Source organism: Microbacterium sp. CCNWLW41, from assembly GCF_037083505.1.
Window position 1 is genome coordinate 252,028 of the sequence record NZ_JBAOJP010000005.1, and the last position, 18,834, is coordinate 270,861.

Genomic DNA, 18,834 nt, shown 5'->3' on the forward strand with positions numbered 1-18,834 from the left:
TGAACGGCGCGCTGAGGTTGCATCCGTAGGCCGTTCTCGGAATCGTGGCCCGTCCGGAACCGCAAACGGAAAGGAAGAGCATGCTTACTCTCACCCAGACCGCCGCCGACGCCGTCAAGGAGATCGTGGCCCGCGTGCCGCAGGCCGAAGACGGAGGCGTCCGGATCCGCGAAACCGGAGGTACGGGCGGGTTCGAACTTAGCGTCGCTCCCGACCCTCAGCCGCACGACACGATCGTCGTCACCGACGGCGCCCGCGTCTTCCTCGACGAGACCGCGGCGGTCGCCCTCGACGACCGCGTGCTCGACGCCGAGGTGAGCGATGAGGGCGCCGTGCGCTTCGCCCTGGCGACCCAGGGCTGACGTCGGGCTTCGGGCCCCGGCATCCTTCGCGGATGCCGGGGCCTTCGCGTGTCCGGCGGGTCTTCCGGCGGGCGGGCACGCGCGGGAGGATGGCGGCGAGCGCGGGGTGCGCCGTCGGTCCTTGAGCGGAGGTGAGGGGATGCTGCTCGCTGAGCCTGCCACGACCGCGACGGTCGCCGAGCCCTTCGTGCCGATCTTCGTCGCTCTCGTCACCGCCACGGCGGCCGTCCTCGCGCCGCGGGTCGCGGCACGCGCCGACGACCTCAAGCGCGCGGAGCGCCTCACCGCACTGCTGGGTGACATGCCGCCGTCGCCGCAGCGGGACCTGCTGGTGGAACTGCGCGATGACTACGCCACCGTGTGGGCGCTGCGGCAGGCCGCGCCGACGGCATCACCGCTGCGCACCGCCAGTCGCATCGCGTACTACGCCGGCGTGCTGACTCTGATCATCAGCGCGGTCTCGCTGCTGCTCACGCCGGGGATGCAGTGGTGGTATTGGGCGTGGTACCTCGGCGCACTGGCACTGCTGCTCGTCGGCGTCCTGCTGCATCGACGGATGATCGCGCACCAGCGCGGATGGATGGTCGGCGAACTGCGGCGGCGTGGCCTGCGCGCGCCGCTCGACGGGCGACTGGGCGGCGGCTCCGCCGCGGCATCCGCGCCGGACCGGGCCACGCAACAGCCCCGACGGAGCCGAGGGCGTTGACCGCATAGACTTGATGTCGCCAGCCTCTGTAGCTCAATGGAAGAGCAGTTCCGTCCTAAGGAAACGGTTGGGGGTTCGAGTCCCTCCAGGGGCACAGTCTCTTTTGCCTCTGACCAGGTATTTCTTCTGTGGTCAGACCACTCAGAATGCGTTTTGCCCGCTTTTTGCCCGCATTCTGAAAATTCGGTAAGCCGAAAATAGCGGTCCGCAGCGGCCTGCTCGCGACGTCTGAGAGCGTCAAAATCGAGCGTTTCGGACGAAATCTGCCTCGTCGAAGAACTGAGCAATCTGCTCTCCGCGGTTACTGCGGTCGGGCGTAGCGGGTCTGCGGGCCCGAGGGCAGCGCCACGAGCGGCATCTGGTCGTTCAGTCGCGTCGCGACGGCATCCAGATCGTCGTCGAAGAGATCGGCGTACGTATCCAGCGTCATCGCCGCGGACGCGTGCCCGAGCATCCGCTGCACGGCCTTCACGTTCGCGCCCGAGCTGATCGCGAGCGACGCGGCAGTGTGCCGGAGGTCATGAGGAGTGAGCCGCGGGATCGACGGATCGAACTCCTGCGCACGCCGCACCGCGTTCGCGAACCACCCCTTCTCCCCCGAGTTGCGCATGTGATGGACCCCGTCGCCGAACAGCAGCCCCTCGGGTCCCTTGCCGGCGCACGCCTGATCGATCATCGGAGCGAGACGCTCCGGGTAGGGCACCGAGCGCTTCTCGTGCGTCTTCGGCGTGCCGACGTGAATCTCGTACGCGATCATCACCGCGTTCTCCTCGATGACGAAGCGCCGACGAAGGCGGTTCACGCTGCGCACGCGCAGCCCCGTCGCCTCGCCCCAGCGCAGGCCGGTGTACGCCAACGTCAGGACAAGCGTCGGATACGCCGAGCACGCCGCCAGCGTCGCGACCTGGTCATGCGAGAGGTAGACGCGACGCTTGCCCGGCCCGTGCCGAGGAAGGTTGCGCACATGGCGGGCCGGATTGCTCGCGAGGCGGCGATCGTCGATCGCAACATCGAGCATGCCGGCGAGGACACCCAGCGCTCGGAGAACGACCGTGCGCGACTTCTGCGTCGCAAGGTCGGACACCCAATCCTGGACTTCCGAGCGACGGATCGATGAGATCTCCCGGTCGGCCCAGACCGGCGCGACGTGGTTCTTCCATGCCCGCTCGAGCGTCATGTAGTACGACGGCTTCGACATCGGCGGCTGCTTGGATCGCAGCCAGCTGTCCGCGAACATCCGAACGGGGACCCGCGACGAGGACGGGTCGATGTACTCGCCCTTCGACTTCGACACCGTGACCATCGAGAGGTACAGCTTCGCTTCGCGCATCGTCGTGAAGCCGCGCTTCTCCGCCTCAGTGCGATCGGGCTTGCGATAGCGCACGCGGTAGCGCCGACCCTTCGCCGATTCGTACGGCGTGATGCTGCCCATCTCGTCCTCCGATCGTGCCGGCTTGATGGTCAGTATCGGGCCAGTATCGGACACTGGATCGACCGCGTCGACTGCGCTGAAACGTGACGCCGGGCGATGGAGGGGAACGTCGCCAACTGTTGACTCCGGGGAGCGGGATGCCCCCTCCGACGCCGAGAGTTTAGCCATCGAGCTCGGCTCCGTTCTCGCCGCTCACTCCTTGCAGACTCCGCGCTTCGCGCTCCGCTTAGCATCCGTTCGCAGTCGAGCACCCCGCCGACCGCGATGGCTGCGTCGCTGATTGTGGATCGAGGGACGCTACTGAGCTGAGCCAACTACAGCCGGTCGATCCAGGTGTCCTCGTCGCGATCGTCCCACGAGTTCCCAGTATTGGTCCGGGCTGCATTCGCGACCCGGCGCGCCAACCCTTCGATAAGCCGTTGAGCTGTAACGGCTTCAAGCTGGCCAACCGAGGTGATCCGAACCCCGGTGAGTTCGGCCGTCGTCACGAACTGGCGATCAGCCGCTGTGATGTCGAGCTTGGCGAAGAGCGAGCGGATCTGCGCGCGCTGGTTCGGCGTCATCAGGAGGGGCTGAGTCTCGGGTGCAGCTGAATCCGTGGCATCGAACGCTGAGAGGAGATCGCTCATGAGTCCATTGTCTCCGCCCTCGTGCCAAGCTCGCAGCATTGGAGGCCGCGCCTGGCCGCTGCAATAGCTCAGCCCATCACAGCGGATTCGTGAACTGCAATTGGCTCCGGCTAGACCCTCGGCGCCGCGGTGGAATCAGAGCCCGGGTGCTTAGTGCTTCGTCTTAAGCTTGGGACTGACTGCGATCTCGGTGAGGTCTGCAGTGCGACCCAGCTCGGTCAACTGCCAGGGAGCCCGCCGATCGCCGTCGAACGCCTTCATGTGCCCGTTGTTTCGAAGGTATTGGGCTGCCCATCGAACGTCGTACTGCCAGGTGTAGAAAAGGTCACCCGACGCGCGGAGGTCCTGCTCGTGCACCTGCCAAACGCGCTTCGTCACCTCGAGAACTGAGCCAGACCCGCCGAGCGATCGCAGCGCCTCGACCACGAAGAACCTGAACTCATCCCGTCCGACCACGTGGAGCGGCCCATCGATTGACGCCAGCGTCGGTGACGCAAATGTCGTGCCTCCGCCCCGCTAGAGTGCAGATCGGGGAGAATCGCGTCGGCAGGACGTCTGCGCGTGGCACGGACGCAAGGGGAGCAACAAGGGTGACGACGCAAGGTTCGCTGGAGAACCCAATCATCAATTCGCCCTACGAGGAGCCTCGAAAGCACTGGGTCGTCGGCGAGAACGGACCGACCGGTGAGATCGCGGACTTCCGCCGACCGAGCGAGTTTTTCGTGCCGGTTCCGAAGGTGCGCAAGCGCTCCGCGAAGGCCGCGCCGGTGCAGCCACAGTTCGAGCAGCTCGAACTCGAGTTGAACGCGACGGACGAGAAGGTGGAGCGCAACGACTTCGTCGACCAGCTCCGGGCAGAGGTACGCCACTGGCGGCAGTTCGGCTACCAGCGAGTCACCCCGATCTCGCGCAAACTTCTGGAGCACTGGGCCGACGAGAAGCGTGAGAACCGCATTCTCTTTGCCCAGCGCGAGTCCGCCGAGACCGCGATCTTCCTTGCCGAGGTGGTTGGGCGCCGCGACTATGTGCCCAGCCGCGGCGGACAGGCGACTGCGTGGCTGGATACCATCCGTTCGGCGAATGCGGAGCATAACGCGAACCTCCCGCGCATCGCCCTGAAGATGGCGACCGGGTCGGGCAAGACGATCGTCATGGCGATGCTGATCGCGTGGCAAACACTCAATAAGATCGCGAGCCCGCACGACGCGCGATTTGCGAAGAAGTTCCTCGTTGTCACACCCGGCATCACAATCCGTGATCGTCTCAAGGTGCTGCAGCCCGGAGATGAAGAGAACTACTACGACCTGCGCGGTCTCGTCCCTTCAGACCTGCGAAGCCAGCTCGGACAGGCCGAGATCCAGATCGTCAACTACCACCAGTTCATGCCCCGAGACGCCAAGGAGATCAAGGGCGTCAACGCGAACACCCGCAAGCTTCTCCTCGCCGGCAAGGCGGCTACTGAAGATCCGTTCCGCGAGACGCCGCAGGCGGTCGTCTCGCGCGTGCTGCGCGGCTTCAGCAAGGGAAAAGGCGACATCGTCGTGCTCAACGATGAGGCTCACCACTGCTACCAGCCGCGCGATCTCGACGCGAAGCTCGACGCTGACAGCAAGGAAGCAAATGAGGACGCTCGGGTCTGGTTCAGAGGACTCGTCGACATCCGAAAGCATGCGGGAATCAAGCAAATCTATGACCTGTCGGCGACGCCGTTCTACCTGACCGGATCGGGCTGGGCCGAAGGATTGATCTTCCCGTGGACTGTCAGCGATTTCTCTCTGATGGACGCGATCGAATCGGGCATCGTCAAGATCCCCCGACTCCCCGTCGACGACGACGCGGCGAGCAAACAGGTCACCTATCTGCACCTCTACGACCAGATCAAGGACGACCCGCACTGGCCACGCAGCGCCAAGTCCGCACCCGCGAACCCCGCCGAGTGGGTGATGCCCGCGGCGCTCGAAGGCGCGCTGCTCAGCCTCTATAAGAGCTACGTGGCGGCCTTCGCTGAGTGGGAAGCCACGCTCCGCGAGCACGGCGAACCGCCGCCGGTGATGATCGTGGTTTCGCCTAACACTCTCGTTTCCCGCCTGATCTTTGACTGGATCGCCGGTTACGACATCGAGCAAGACGGCGCGACGGTGCACGCAAACGGCAAGCTGCCTCTCTTCAGCAATGTCGTCAACGGCGAGCCGTTGGCCCGACCGCGCACGATCGTCGTCGACTCGAAGCAGCTCGAGTCGGACGCCCCGCTGAAGGCTGATTTCAAGGATGCCGCGGCCGAAGAGATCGAGGCGTTCAAGAAGCAGTACCGGCTCGACAACCCGGGAGCCGATACCGACAAGCTCACCGACAAGGATCTCCTTCGCGAGGTGATGAATACCGTCGGCAAGAAGGGCAAGCTCGGCGAGCAGGTGCGATGCGTCGTGAGCGTCGCGATGCTCACCGAGGGCTGGGACGCCAACACGGTCACCCACATCCTCGGCATCCGTGCGTTTGGGTCGCAGCTTCTGTGCGAGCAGGTCGTCGGCCGCGGGTTGCGTCGTCGGTCATACGCGCCCGACGAGGAGACCGACCTGTTCGCCCCGGAGTACTCGAACGTCTACGGCATCCCGTTCGCCTTCATCCCCTCCGACAAGGCAGTGCCCCCGCCCAAACCTCCGCAACTCGCGACGCGGGTGCGTGCGGTCGAAGACCGCGACCACCTGCGCATCGACTTCCCGATCCTGAGCGGCTACCGCGTCGAAATCCCCGACGCCAAGCTCATCTTTGATCCGAGGAATGCCGACATCCTGCGGATCGATGGCGACACCGTTCCGAGCTGGGTAGAGACGGCCGGCATCGTCGGGCAGAAGGAGCGCATCGAGGGCATCGCCCAGGTCCGCGAGCAGGCGCTGTCGTTCCAGATCGCCGAGCGCATTCTGCGGACGTACTTCATGTCGCAGGGCGACCGTCGGCCGTGGCTGTTCCCGCAACTCGTGACGATTACCAAGGAATGGCTGCGCGACTGCGTTTACGTGGACCCGGGCTACTCGCTCGGCTACCTCGCACTCGCCGAGCCGCAGCAACTCGCTGCTGCAACGATCTACAACGCGATCACGCGCCTGGAGTCTGAGGAAGCGCGCCGGCCCCGTCTGCGCCCGATCCTGCGTGCATTCGAGCCGACGGGCACCACCGCGTCGGTCCACTTCGACACCCGCAAGAAGGTGATCGAGACCGAGTTCAGCCACGTCAGCCACGTCACGTTGGACGGCAAGGATGGCAACGAGTGGGAGAAGCGCGTCGCCCGCGTGTGTGAGGAGCTCGCCGCAAAGGGGACCATATTGAGCTACGTGAAGAACGACCAGCTCGGCTTCGCGATCCCCTACGTGCACCTCGCGCGCACGCACGAGTACTGGCCAGACTTCCTGCTTCGCCTACCGACAGGCGACAACGGTATCGAACGCACCCTGATCGTCGAGGTCTCCGGCTCCCACAAGAGTCCGGGGCCCACGAAAGAGAAGGCCCGCACCGCCCGCGACAGCTGGTGCGTCGCCGTCAACAACCACGGCGGGTTCGGCCGTTGGGGGTACATCGAGATGCACAAGTACGAGGTCGACAACGCCGACACAGTCCTGCCCAGAGCCATCCACGATCTCATTGCCGGCACGCCGATCATCGGCGACCCCGATCTTCTCGACGACAACGTGCTCGCGGAGCGGCAGCCCGCGCACCAGGAGGAACAACATGGCGCGTAGCAGCACCCCGAAGGGGCCGACACCGGTGGACTCAATCCGCCACGAAGACAAGCGGACGAACATTCCAACCGCGGATGCTGCGGGCACATTCTTCGACGAGGCGAACTCCGCTCTGCCGCCGGTCCTCTATCCTCGCGACCCGAGTCTCGACCCGCAGCTGGTGTGGCGCGGCAAGGACGAGCAGGACCGCGAGGACCTCGTCGTCGACGCGCCGCCTATCTACATCCAGGAGAAGGTCGACCCACGGGTGCTCATCGAGAACCTGCGCAAGACTGCCGCGGCCGGTCAGCCCGAGCCCGAGCTGACCCTCTTCGATCACTTCGACGATCTCCCCGAGATCGATGCCGTCGAGTTCTACCAGCACGACATGAACTGGAAGAACCGCATGATCCTCGGCGACTCGCTGCAGGCCATGGGCTCGCTCGCCGAGCGCGAGCAACTGCGCGGCAGGGTGCAGATGATCTACATCGACCCGCCCTACGGCATCAAATTTGGCTCGAACTGGCAGGTGTCGGCGCGCAAGCGCGACGTGAAGGACGGCAAGCTTGAGGATGCCGCCCGTGAAGCGGAGCAGATCAAGGCCTTCCGCGATACGTGGGAGCTGGGGATCCACTCGTACCTGGCATATCTGCGCGATCGGCTCGTCGTCGCGCGAGACTTGCTTACTGAATCAGGCTCAGTCTTTGTGCAGATTGGGGTCGACAACGTTCACCTGGTGCGGAGCCTTCTCGATGAGGTCTTCGGTGCGAACAACTTCGTAAGCCTTGTCTCGTTCCAGACAACGGGCGGGGCGGGTTCTCCCAGCGGGGGTACCGACGTGCTCGCGTCGGTAAACGACTTCATCGTTTGGTTCGCCAAGGACCTGGCACGTGTCAAGTACCGGCAGATCTACCGCTCAAAGGCCGACCTGGGCGGCGGTGGAGCTGCGTACAGCAAGGGGCAGTGGCCAGATGGGACCCGCCGCCAGCTCACGGCCGCCGAGAAGGCTGAACTTCCGACCGGCGTCCGACCGTTTCGACACGACAACCTGACCAGCCAAAGCTCGGGAGGTCCTCAGTTCTTCGACGTCGATCTCGACGGAGTGCTCTACAAGGTAGGCAAGAACGGGTGGAAAACGAACAGACAAGGAATGGACCGACTGCTCGCTGCTCGACGAGTGGCTGGGAGCGGAACGACGCTTTCGTACGTTCGATTCCTCGATGACTTCGAGGTTTTCCCTATCAACAGCAGCTGGACGGACACGGTTACCGCCGGATTCGCCTCAGACAAGCTCTACGTCGTGCAGACGAACCAGAAGGTCATTGAGCGCTGCCTGCTCATGTCTACCGACCCCGGCGATCTCGTGCTGGATCCAACATGCGGATCGGGCACAACCGCGTACGTTGCCGAGCAATGGGGGCGCCGCTGGATCACGATTGACACGTCCCGTGTCGCCCTGGCGCTCGCGCGGCAGAGAGTCATGGGAGGCAAGTATCCGTATTATCTGCTTTCCGACAGCCCCGAAGGTCGCACTAAGGAAGGGGCGCTCTCCGGCATCTCGGTGGACCCGACCCTGGCGGGAGGCGACATACGTCACGGGTTCGTCTACGAGCGTGTCCAGCACATCACGCTGAAGTCGATCGCGAACAACCCCGACATTCGCGAGGGCATGAGTCCCGACGAGATCGACGCGGCAATCAAGCGACACGCCGAGTTCGAGGTGCTCTACGACAGACCCTACGAGGACAAGTCCAAGGTGCGGGTCTCGGGCCCGTTCACCGTCGAGAGCCTGTCGCCTCATCGATCGCTGTCCTTCGACGAGGTCGACCAGCCAGAGTCGGCCAGCGAGCGCGCAGGCGACGAAGATGCCGAAACACCGAGCTTCGAGCAGTCGATCCTTGACAACCTGCAGCGCGCCGGCATCCAGAACGGCCGCAAGACCGAGCGAATCCAGTTCGCTTCGCTCGATGGCTACGCCGGAACCTACGTGCAGGCGATCGGTGAGCGTCGCCACGACGACGAAGACACGGCGCCGAGCCATGTAGCGATCGCGATCGGTCCGCAGTATGGCACGGTGAGCCCCGGCTTCATCAAAGCCGCGGCGAAGGAGGCGATTGCCGATAAGGATGTCGAGCTGCTCTGCGTGCTCGGCTTCGCATTCGACCCGCAGGCTACCGGCGTGACCGAAGCCGACGGAGTCACCATCGTCGCCGACGAGGGCTTCGCGCAGGTAGAAGGCGAGCGCACGCTCGGGCGCATCCGTGTGTTGCTCGTGCGTATGAACGCCGATCTGCTCATGGGCGAGGACCTCAAGAAGACTGGCGCCGGCAACCTTTTCACGGTGTTCGGCGAGCCGGACATCGACGTGGTGCCGCTTGAGAACGATCAGTTCCGCGTCGATCTGCGTGGCGTCGACGTCTATGACCCGACAACGAGCGAGGTGCGCAGCGCCGGCACCGAGCGAATCGCGCTGTGGATGATCGACACCGACTACAACGAAGAGTCGTTCTTCGTGCGCCATTGCTACTTCACGGGTGGCAACGACCCCTACAAGAAGCTGAAGACGGCTTTGAAGTCCGACATCGACGCCGACGCGTGGGCGGCGCTCTACCGCAACAGCTCCCTCCCATTCGCGCGCCCGTCGACAGGCCGAATCGCCATCAAAGTCATCAACGATTATGGCGACGAGGTCATGAAGATTATCGACATTCCCTGACAAAACGGCCAACGTCCTACCATGACGACTTATACCATCGCCCAGCGGGAAGCGATCGCCGAGATCGGTCGCCCGCTGCAACTCGTCGCGTGCGCCGGATCGGGCAAGACGCAGGTGATCTCACAACGGGTCTCCCACATCCTTGGTCAGCCCGGGGTTCAGCCGCGCAACATCATTGCCTTCACCTTCACAGAGAAGGCGGCTGCCGAGCTCAAGGAGCGCATTCACTCGATCGTGGAGGCAGAGCACGGCGAGGTCCAAGGCATGGCGGAAATGTTCGTCGGCACGATGCACGCCTATTGCCTCAACCTCTTGCAGACCTACGTGCCCGAAGCCTTCAAGTTCGGCGTGCTTACGGAGATCACGCAGCGGCTGCTAGTCGACCGAAACAGTCGTGAATCGGGGCTAACGACCTGCCCAACTATGTCGTCTGGCACACCCACACTCAAGCGATTCACGAACTCCAAGCTCTACATGCAAGTGCTTTCGATCCTCCAGGAAGACGACGTCGACTTCGACCTCGTGCCAGACGGCGTAAATGAGAGCCTTCATGCCTACCTGCAGATGATTGCGAAGCGCAATTACTTCGACTACACGACAATGATTGCGACCGCAGTCGCGTTGCTGCAGGCGGACGAAGCCGACGGCCTGGATTCGTCAGAGCGGGCTCTGCTGAACCACGTGCGTGATGACATCCGCTACGTAGTCGTGGACGAGTATCAGGACGTCAATCCGCTCCAGGAGAAGCTGGTGGCCGGACTCGTTCGCTTCGGCGCAAACCTTTGCGTCGTCGGTGACGACGACCAAACGATCTACCAGTGGCGCGGAAGCGAGGTTCGTCACATCCTCGAATTCGCCGACCGTCACGACGACGTCCGCACGATCGAGCTGGTCGACAACTTCCGCTCATCCAAGGGAGTGGTCGCGCTCGGGCGCAGCGTCGCAGGCCGTATTCCAGACGACGAGCGGCTCGTGAAGCAGATGAAGCACGCCTCACATCAGGCCTGGGAACGCGGGGATATGCTCGCGCTGACTCTCGACGACCTCGAAGCCGAGGCCCGGTGGGTCGCGGACCGCATCGTCGCTCTACAGGGCATGCCCTTCACCGACGATCCGGGTACAGCGCCCCGAGGGCTCTCGTGGTCCGACTGCGCCGTTCTCTTTCGGACGGTGAAGGATGCCGGCCCACTCGTCGCAGAACTGCGGCGGCGCGGCATCCCATACCTGATCAAGGGACTTGCCCGCCTTTTCGAGGCGCCCGAGGTCGTTGCACTCGTTGGGTTGTTCCGGTACATGACGGGCGAGATCGACGGCGCACAGCTGCGCAAGCTGTGGGAGGAGGCGAACCTCCTCCCCTTTCCCGACAGATTCTCTGCAGTGCTTCGGGCGCTCGATGCGGCTCGCAACTTCGAGAGCGGCGAGCGATGGGGGACGTACAACATTCAGCGCTTGTACCTTGAGGTGCTTGAGCAGCTCGGCCTCCGCGAGGACTCTATTCCGGGTGAACCCGGACGTGCCGAGCTGGTCATGTATCAGCTGGGCAAGTTCTCCCAGGTTATCTCTGACTTCGAGACGATCTACTTCTCCTCCTCGCCCCAGAGCAAGTACGACTCCTTCGTTGGTTTCCTGCGTTTCCAGGCGCCGTCGTACTACGAAGAGGCCGACGAGGACGCCGGCTACGCCACGCCCGACGCGGTCACTATCTCCACGGTTCATCGTGCGAAGGGCATGCAGTGGCCAGCAGTCTTCGTGCCCTGCATGCGCCGTAACAGATTCCCCGCGGCAGGCGTCGGAGGACTTGGGGTCTTCCACGTGATCCCGCTCGAAGCTGTACCGCATGGGCAGCGCTACAAGGGAGGTTTGCTGGAGGAGACTCGCCTGTTCTACGTCGCTGTAACGAGGGCGAAGAAGTACCTGTACGTGACGTTTGCGCCAGGAGAGGGTGCGCGCGATAGCAAGCCATCAGACTTCTTCGTGCACACCACGGGTTCCGCGTGGGTGTCGACGCGGGACGAGGGTTTGCCGGATGTCGATCGGCTGGAACCGAGACCGAGGCTCGAGACGCCGGCGGTAACGATCTCATTCTCGGAACTCAAGTACCTGTTCGAGTGCCCTTACCAGTTCAAACTGCGTTTCATGTACGGCTTCAACCCGCCGATTCACGAGGCGCTTGGTTTCGGTAAGGGTCTCCACGACGCTCTCGCGGAAATGCACAAGCGCGCGATCTCCAACGACGTACCATCCCGAAGCGAAGCCGCCGAACTCGTAGAGCGGCACCTCCACACGCCGTATGCATATCCCGCGCTCCGCGAGCAGCTGCGGAAGGCGGCCGTCGACTCGATCGAGCGGTACTTCGACAATCACTGCGACGACCTCACGCGGACGATCCACTCAGAGAAGCAGATCGAGGTCGTCGTCGCCCCGGGCGTTACGGTGAACGGCCGGATCGACCTCGTCAAGCGGCTCGAGACCGACGAGGTATCTATCGTCGACTTCAAGTCCACCAACCGTGCGCAGGAGGAAGAGGTCACCCGCGACCAGCTTCATGTTTACGCGCTCGGCTATCGCGATCTGACGGGCGAGTCCGCCGACTTGATCGAGGTGCTCAACCTCGACGCGGAGGCGAAGAACAGTCGGGAGACCGTCGACGAGTCCCTGTTGGGGGGGATTCGAGAAAAGATCGCCGGCGTCGCCGACGACATCCGCAACAATCGCTTCGCGTGCACACACGACCATGCGGCCGATAAGGGCTTTGACGATCTCGCTTGGCTGCTCGAGGGTGGCAGAGCCTGAAGCAGCTGAGGGCGTGCAGTGCGGGCAGGTCAGTACACTGACGCGCGGAGGTACTCATGGGATTCGAGACACCGCAGCCGCCGCTGTCTGACTACTTGAAGCAGACCACGTCCGGCGATCTGCAGCTGCCCGACTTTCAGCGTGGGTGGACCTGGGAGGACGAGCGCGTTCGCTCTCTTCTCGTCACGGTGCTGCGCGGGCATCCCATGGGGGCGGTGATGATACTCGAGACAGGCAACGATCTCGTGAGGTTCAAACCCAAGCCAATCGAGGGGACGAACGTCCCCGCGGGCATTGAGCCGAAGCTTCTCCTTCTCGACGGGCAGCAACGCCTCACCTCGCTGACTCAGGCTTTGACGGGGACCGGGATTGTCAACACTAAGGACGCAAAAGGGAAGCTTCTGCGGCGTCGCTACTACGTCGACATCCGCAAGGCGATCGAGGGCGACGACGCGATCGACGACGCCGTCTTTGCGGTCCCAGAGGATGGCGTGATTCGAGAGAACTTCGGCCGGGACGTAAAGCTCGACCTATCGACGCGTGAGCTCGAACTTGCGCAGGAGATGTTCCCTCTTCGCTTGCTGCTCGCGGGCTTCGACGGATTCAGTTGGTTGATGAGTCTCGATGATCGTGACCTATCCAAGCAGTTCTCCGACGCCATCTATGGCCCGGTTACCACCTATCAGATCCCCGCCATCCAGCTGAACAAGCAGACGAGCAAGTCTGCCGTCGCGACTGTGTTCGAGAAGGTAAACACCGGCGGTGTTCCCCTGAGCGTCTTCGAGCTGCTGACGGCGATGTTCGCGGGTGACGCCGACTACTTCGCTGCACACGGGACAGACTTTCGGCTCAACGATGATTGGCGATCCATCCAAGAGCGGTTTGCGCACTCGTCGATCCTGTCGTCGGTAGGCAGCACGGACTTCCTCCAAGGCATCACCCTTCTCGCGACGCTCGAGCGTCAGCGCCGAAGCACTGCCGACCGGGCTCCCGCCGTCTCCGCCAAACGCGACGACATTCTCAAGCTCCAGCTCGAAGAGTACGTCCGTTGGCGGGATCGCCTGGTCGATGCCTTCGAGTGGTGCGCGACGTTCGTGGCCGATCAGCACATCTTCACGACGGAGTTTCTCCCGTATTCGACCCAGCTCGTGCCGCTTGCGGTGATCCGTGTGACTCTCGGCGACGAGGCCGATGCGCATGGCGTGAAGGCCCGTCTTCGGCAGTGGTACTGGTGTGGGATCCTGGGCGAGCTCTACGGCAGCTCCACGGAAACGCGCTTCGCTCGAGATGTCGAGCAGGTGCCCGCATGGGCTCGGGATAGCTCTGCACCCACTCCGCTCACGGTGATCGATGCAACGTTCGCAGAGAGTCGCCTCTACACGCTACGCACACGCCGGTCGGCCGCCTACAAGGGCATCTACGCGCTGATCATCGGGCGCGGGGCCAAGGACTGGATTAAGGATGTCTCGTTCGACAAAGTGCAGTACGTGGCGCTCGCGACGGACATCCACCACATCTTTCCGCAGAAGTGGTGCAAGGACATGGGCCTCGACGTGATCCAGTGGGACAGCATTGTGAACAAGACACCGCTCGCCGCAGAAACCAATCGTGCGATCGGCGGTGCCGCCCCGTCGGCCTATCTGCAGCGGGTGGAGTCTCGCGCTCAGCTTTCCGAGGGTGAGGTGGACGCCCTGCTTGCGACGCATGGCGTGTCGGCTGAGGCTGCGCGAAACGACGACTTCGACGCGCACTTCGCCCTAAGAAAGGCTTGGCTCCTAGACCTGATCGAGGGGGCGATGGGCAAGCGTGTTCAGCGAGAGGAGGGTGCCGTTGATGCCGCCAAGCTCGCAGCAGAATACGAACCCGAGGACGAAGTGGAGATCGCGATCGAGAGCTCGGCGGATGACGTGGAGGACGAGGACGCCGCGTAAGACTACTTGTCGTTGAGTGGCAGCGAAGCGGCGAGACCGGACTCTCACGCCGTCCACTTCACCCCATTCGCGGCCCGACCATCGCCGCCATTCAACCACCAGTGATCCAGCAACTCAGCTAACCAACCATGCACGCAGGCACCCATGGTGAGCGACACCCTTTAGAGGCACTCCCCTACACGTACCTGCACGCCATAAAAAGACCTGGATAATCCGGAAAACGCACCCTATTCTGACGCCATGCGAGGAGGCCTCGAGCGTTGGAAACGAGGGGTCGAATCAAGAGGGGTTCGACAGGCGATCGGCTACGCGCTCGAGGGCATCTGCGATGCTCACCTGCAGCACTCCCCCGGCGTTGACGCGCTCGAAGCATATGGTGCGGCATCCAACTCGACCGTCTCACGGTTCATCGTCGCGAGCGGCAGGATCGGCAAAGACGAGCTCACCGCCGGCGGCCTTCGTGTCTGGCTCACCGGACACGACCCGGTCACGGGGGAAGAACGCGGCCATCAGCGGCTGAGCCCTGACGCCGATCTGCTGCTCGACGGAACGCTCAATCACCCGAAGTCGTACAGCATCGCCGCACTGCTGCATCCCGAGCTCGCCGCCGAGTTCGAAGCGCTCCAAGACCGGCTGCGTGACCGCATCCTGCTCACGTGGCAGACGGAGCTCAACGCGCGGCGCGGGCACGGAGGGCTCATCCGCGAGGCGATCACCTGCATCGAGGTCGTCGAGCTGCAGCATCGGCGCTCGCGCGCCCTCGACCCGCACATCCACCGTCACCTCTGGCTGAACATCAAGGTGCTCGGCGCGGACGGCAAGTGGTCGAACCTCGACTCGCGCGTCGCGATGAAACTGCATACCGTCGTCAACGCCGAGGGCGAGCTCGCCGCCCGCACCGATCCCGCCTGGATCGCCGCGCTCGCCCGGCACGGGTACACGCTCGGCGACACTGGCGAGATCGCCGAACTCGCCGGCGCCGTCCGACCCGTCTCGCGTCGGTCGGCGCAAATCGAAGGCAACCGCGCGCGCCTGATCGCGGAATGGTCGGCCACGCACGGAGGATCTGCGCCGAGCGTGGAGGTGCTGCTGCAGATCGATCGGCGCGCGTGGGCGGTGTCCCGTCCGAACAAGCCGACCGATATCGACGAGGCGTCTTGGGAGGCGCACGTCCGCGACGAGATCGCAGCGATCGATCCGAGTCTGACCACCCGACGCGCACCTATTCAAGTCGCTGCAACCGATCCGCATGCCGTCGACGTGGATCTGCTCGCTGCACAGGCGGTCGTCGACGCGGACGAACGGTCCACATCATGCGGCGGGAGGTTCAGCAACTTCGATATCCGCGCGAGTGCAATACGCGCGCTCTCGCGCACGGGCGTCGTTGCGGAGCGCGACCGACTCGACGGCGTGATCGCCGAGATTACGGAGCGTGCCACGCGTGCCGTCTATCGACTCGTTGCGGACGATCCGCCGGCGCACGTCAAGGCGCTCATGGCGACCGAGACCGTACGCGCGAAGGTGCGTCTCGCCGGTCGCTTGGACGTGCTCGCCCGACCGGGGCGCTCCCTGCTGCCGGACGAGTTGCACCGGTACGCACGGAGCGAGGATCTGTCGGCGCTGGATGCGTCGCAAAGCGTTGCCGCGTGCGCCATCGCCGGCACGGACGGGCTCGTGACGGTGACCGGCCCCGCCGGCGCGGGCAAGACGACGATGCTGCGCGCTGCTTTCGCGGCACTCACGTCGCAACGGCGGCGGATGCTCGTTGTTGCGCCCACGCGAAAGGCGGCATCGGTGGCGTCTCGCGAGGTCGGGGCCGCGGCATCCAGTATTCATGCCTTGCTTTTAGACCATGGCTACCGATGGGGCACCGACGAGGCGGGCGCGAGGGTGTGGACCAGGCTTCGAGTGGGAGAAGTCGATCCCAGCACGGGCGCCGTATACGGTGGACCAACCCAGTATGTGTTGCGTTCTCGCGATCGGATCGTCGTCGACGAAGCCGGCATGGTCGACCTGCTGACGACGAACGTCCTCGTCGGGCTCGCGATCGAGCAGGGTGTCGGGGTCGCGTTCGTGGGTGACATGCATCAGGCGTTGCCGGTCGGACATGCGGGTGCGATGGGTTCTGCGATCCGGCACGCGAACGCCGCGATCGAGCTCGACACGGTGCACCGGTTCCGCGATCCCGACTACGCGGCGCTCACGCTGCGGCTCCGGGATGCGGGTGATCGCGAACGTGCGCTGGTGGTTGCGGGCGAGCTCACCGAACACGGTCACGTCGACCGGGTCGAACATCACGACGCCGCGCGCGAGCGGATGATCGACGCGTACTTCGACTGGCACGCACGCGGCAAGCGGGTGACGCTGGTATCTGGCACGAATGCTGAGGCGGATGCGATCAACGACGCCATCCAGCAGCGGCGAGTCGATCAGGGCGAGCTCGACGTCCGCGTCGTCGCGTGGGGAATGGGTCAGCAGCGCATCCTCGTCGGCGACACCGTCCAGACCCGTCGCAACGACCGGCTCACGGGAGTCGAGAATCGCGCGCAGTGGATCGTTCGCGGCATCCGCGACGAGTACCTGTCTCTTGTGTCCGTGAGCGACAGCGGCGAGGTGGCGCGCGTGCCCACCGAGTACGCGCGCGAGCACCTGCAGCTCGCGTACGCGTCCACCGTGCACGGTGTGCAGGGCGACACCGCCGATGCGTCGGTGGTCGGGCCGGACGTCGATGCCGCGGGACTATATGTCGGCCTCACGCGGGGGCGGGTGCACAACGTCGCGATCGTCGTCGCGCGGACGGATGCCTCGGCCCGCGAGTGCCTCGCCGAGTCGATGCAGCGCGGCACTCCGGAGTTGACGATGCAGGATGCTGTGCGTGCGGCCGAGGCGGAGATACGGCGTGCGGCGAGGAACCGGGAGGCGGCGATGGCTACAGGGCCGGTGGTCGGGGCGCCGAGTGCGGGGCTCGGGATCGGGATGTAGAGCGGTGCTGCGATGGAGGGTTCTCGATACTTCGGCCGCACGCTGCTTCGCGAGCTCTCGCGACGGCCCTCGTCCCCGACACCGATCAACAGAAGTGATGGCATCACCTTCCCCTATCCACGCTTCTTGCGCCATCTTCAACGCTTCGACGCAGCCGAGCTTGCCGTTGGACGGATCGTGTCGCGCATCTGGGCGGCAGGGCCGCGGTGGCGTGTCGCGCTCGGCGGGAGGACTGTTCAGGCTATGTCCAGTCTTCGCGCGGACGCCTGTGCCCGGCCGGAGCCGGAAAGAAGGCGTTTGGGGCGGGTTCGGGGCCTGTGCGACGATGATGCAGCGTCATAGTGTTCGCCGGCGCAGCAACACTGCTCCTGCGATTGGACCCTCGATGAAGTCAACTGTCCCGCTTACCGTTGCCTGCGACGAATCTGGCAACGACGGCGAAAACCTCCTTGCCGGCAGCTCCCCTGTCTTCGCCCACGCAAGCGTGGCCATGACCGAGGACGAGGCCGCCGAGCTCATGACTGAAGTCAGAAGTAGGACCGGCAGCCAGAGCATGGAGCTTAAGTCGAAGACGATCATCCACCCGAAGCACGAGGCTACGGCGCGGTGGCTCCTACAGCATCCTCTCCTTGCGGACTCAGCTTCCGTGCACCTCACGCACAAGCGCTACTTCATCGTCGCGAAGCTTTTCGACGCGACAGCCGAGGAAGCGGCGAACGACGCACGTATTGACATGTACGCGGACGGGTCTGCCCTGTGCGGCGCCAACATTCTCTATTTCTTCGGGCCGTCCGCATTCGCTGAAAAGTGGGACAACCTCCTGGAAACATTCCAGCAGTTCCTTCGTTCGAAGACCGCGGGCGACGCCCACGCGAATCTTGCGACGTTGAACGCCGCTTTCGCGGCCGTATTGTCCGTCGACACGCCCATGCATGACTTCATTGAGATGGCTCATGCCGGGATCTCGCACCTTGGGTTTCTGTCCGAGCTGCAACTCGGACAAGGGATCGACCACCGACTGCGCACCCTCGATCCACTCATCTCTGCGGTCGGAGCAGCAGTGGCGTTCTGGGCGGAAAAGACCGGCAGGCCGGTTGAGATTGTGCACGACGCGGCTTCAGAAATGACGCCGCAACGGACTGCCGCGATCCGGGATTACCTTGCACGGCCCGACATTGTCTCCCCATCGCAGGCAGGAAGAGGCGTCGAACTTCGCGATCTGATCCTGGTCGACTCGAAACATGATGAGCGTGTTCAGGTTGCGGATCTCGTGGCTGGCCTAGCCCGTGTTGTGGGGGAAGACTCGATCCTCGGCAAGGAGCATCCGCTATCTGAGAATCTCTACCCGTTTGTAAGTGACTACAGTCTCTGGCCGAGCGAGCGTCTCATGAATCCGGAGGAGGCCAAGGCGGTCGTTACACGCGCCCGAAGGTAACTCAGCGGAGCATGCGGGCCGGCCCTGTGGCGGCATCGAGAGTTGCGCGCATTCGAGTGACGATCTTGCTCGAGAGGAAAGTCGATCGGGCGCGAGAATGGCGCGCCCAGTCCCGGTGGCAGCCCGAAGATGCGC

General features: G+C 64.1%; 10 protein-coding genes and 1 tRNA gene. 9 read left to right on the top strand and 2 right to left on the bottom strand.

Translation table 11 applies throughout. The features are described from left to right. Positions 1–80: 80 nt before the first annotated feature. The 3 genes from V6R91_RS19580 (at position 81) to V6R91_RS19590 (ending at position 1,162) form a co-directional block, all read left to right on the top strand. A complete protein-coding gene (locus tag V6R91_RS19580; protein WP_336396588.1) occupies positions 81–362 on the top strand; it encodes a Fe-S cluster assembly protein HesB in 282 nt (93 codons plus the stop codon). 139 nt (positions 363–501) lie between these two features. Beyond that, complete coding sequence (locus tag V6R91_RS19585) at positions 502–1,068, top strand: hypothetical protein (RefSeq protein WP_336396589.1); 567 nt, start codon at positions 502–504, stop codon at positions 1,066–1,068. A 22-nt stretch (positions 1,069–1,090) separates the two neighbouring features. Further along, positions 1,091–1,162, top strand: a tRNA-Arg gene (locus tag V6R91_RS19590). A gap of 207 nt (positions 1,163–1,369) precedes the next feature. Here the strand turns inward: V6R91_RS19590 and V6R91_RS19595 are convergent. Both V6R91_RS19595 and V6R91_RS19600 read right to left on the bottom strand, forming a co-directional pair. Further along, complete coding sequence (locus tag V6R91_RS19595; protein ID WP_336396590.1) at positions 1,370–2,668, bottom strand: tyrosine-type recombinase/integrase; 1,299 nt, start codon at positions 2,666–2,668, stop codon at positions 1,370–1,372. A gap of 146 nt (positions 2,669–2,814) precedes the next feature. After that, positions 2,815–3,129, bottom strand: a complete 315-nt coding sequence (locus tag V6R91_RS19600; protein ID WP_336396592.1) for a hypothetical protein — start codon at positions 3,127–3,129, stop codon at positions 2,815–2,817. Positions 3,130–3,719: 590 nt separating this feature from the next. On the opposite strand from V6R91_RS19600, the gene V6R91_RS19605 reads away from it, so the two are divergent. The 6 genes from V6R91_RS19605 to V6R91_RS19630 all read left to right on the top strand — a co-directional run bounded on the left by V6R91_RS19605 (position 3,720) and on the right by V6R91_RS19630 (position 18,699). Further along, on the top strand, positions 3,720–6,863 hold the full coding sequence (locus V6R91_RS19605) for a BPTD_3080 family restriction endonuclease (RefSeq protein WP_336396593.1): 3,144 nt from the start codon (positions 3,720–3,722) through the stop codon (positions 6,861–6,863). Next, complete coding sequence (locus V6R91_RS19610; RefSeq protein WP_336396594.1) at positions 6,853–9,558, top strand: site-specific DNA-methyltransferase; 2,706 nt, start codon at positions 6,853–6,855, stop codon at positions 9,556–9,558. Before V6R91_RS19605 ends, V6R91_RS19610 begins: the two co-directional genes overlap by 11 nt. A gap of 21 nt (positions 9,559–9,579) precedes the next feature. Continuing rightward, positions 9,580–12,351 (top strand): ATP-dependent helicase, encoded by a 2,772-nt coding sequence (locus tag V6R91_RS19615; protein WP_336396595.1) that lies wholly within the window; start codon positions 9,580–9,582, stop codon positions 12,349–12,351. 56 nt (positions 12,352–12,407) lie between these two features. Beyond that, positions 12,408–14,282, top strand: a complete 1,875-nt coding sequence (locus V6R91_RS19620) for a GmrSD restriction endonuclease domain-containing protein (protein ID WP_336396596.1) — start codon at positions 12,408–12,410, stop codon at positions 14,280–14,282. A 240-nt stretch (positions 14,283–14,522) separates the two neighbouring features. Beyond that, entirely contained in the window at positions 14,523–17,264 is a 2,742-nt protein-coding gene (locus tag V6R91_RS19625) for an AAA family ATPase (RefSeq protein ID WP_336396597.1), read from the top strand. Between the two features lie 385 nt (positions 17,265–17,649). After that, positions 17,650–18,699 carry a DUF3800 domain-containing protein gene (locus tag V6R91_RS19630; protein WP_336396598.1) on the top strand — a complete coding sequence of 350 codons (1,050 nt, stop codon included), beginning with the start codon at positions 17,650–17,652 and terminating at the stop codon, positions 18,697–18,699. Positions 18,700–18,834 lie beyond the last annotated feature (135 nt).

Bases quoted from the DNA above. Each gene is read 5' to 3' on its own strand.
- V6R91_RS19595 (WP_336396590.1), bottom strand. From the start codon at position 2,668: ATGGCTAAACTCTCGGCGTCGGAGGGGGCATCCCGCTCCCCGGAGTCA.
- V6R91_RS19600 (WP_336396592.1), bottom strand. From the start codon at position 3,129: ATGAGCGATCTCCTCTCAGCGTTCGATGCCACGGATTCAGCTGCACCC.
- V6R91_RS19615 (WP_336396595.1), top strand. From the start codon at position 9,580: ATGACGACTTATACCATCGCCCAGCGGGAAGCGATCGCCGAGATCGGT.
- V6R91_RS19625 (WP_336396597.1), top strand. From the start codon at position 14,523: ATGCGAGGAGGCCTCGAGCGTTGGAAACGAGGGGTCGAATCAAGAGGG.
- V6R91_RS19610 (WP_336396594.1), top strand. From the start codon at position 6,853: ATGGCGCGTAGCAGCACCCCGAAGGGGCCGACACCGGTGGACTCAATC.
- V6R91_RS19580 (WP_336396588.1), top strand. From the start codon at position 81: ATGCTTACTCTCACCCAGACCGCCGCCGACGCCGTCAAGGAGATCGTG.
- V6R91_RS19585 (WP_336396589.1), top strand. From the start codon at position 502: ATGCTGCTCGCTGAGCCTGCCACGACCGCGACGGTCGCCGAGCCCTTC.
- V6R91_RS19620 (WP_336396596.1), top strand. From the start codon at position 12,408: ATGGGATTCGAGACACCGCAGCCGCCGCTGTCTGACTACTTGAAGCAG.
- V6R91_RS19630 (WP_336396598.1), top strand. From the start codon at position 17,650: ATGAAGTCAACTGTCCCGCTTACCGTTGCCTGCGACGAATCTGGCAAC.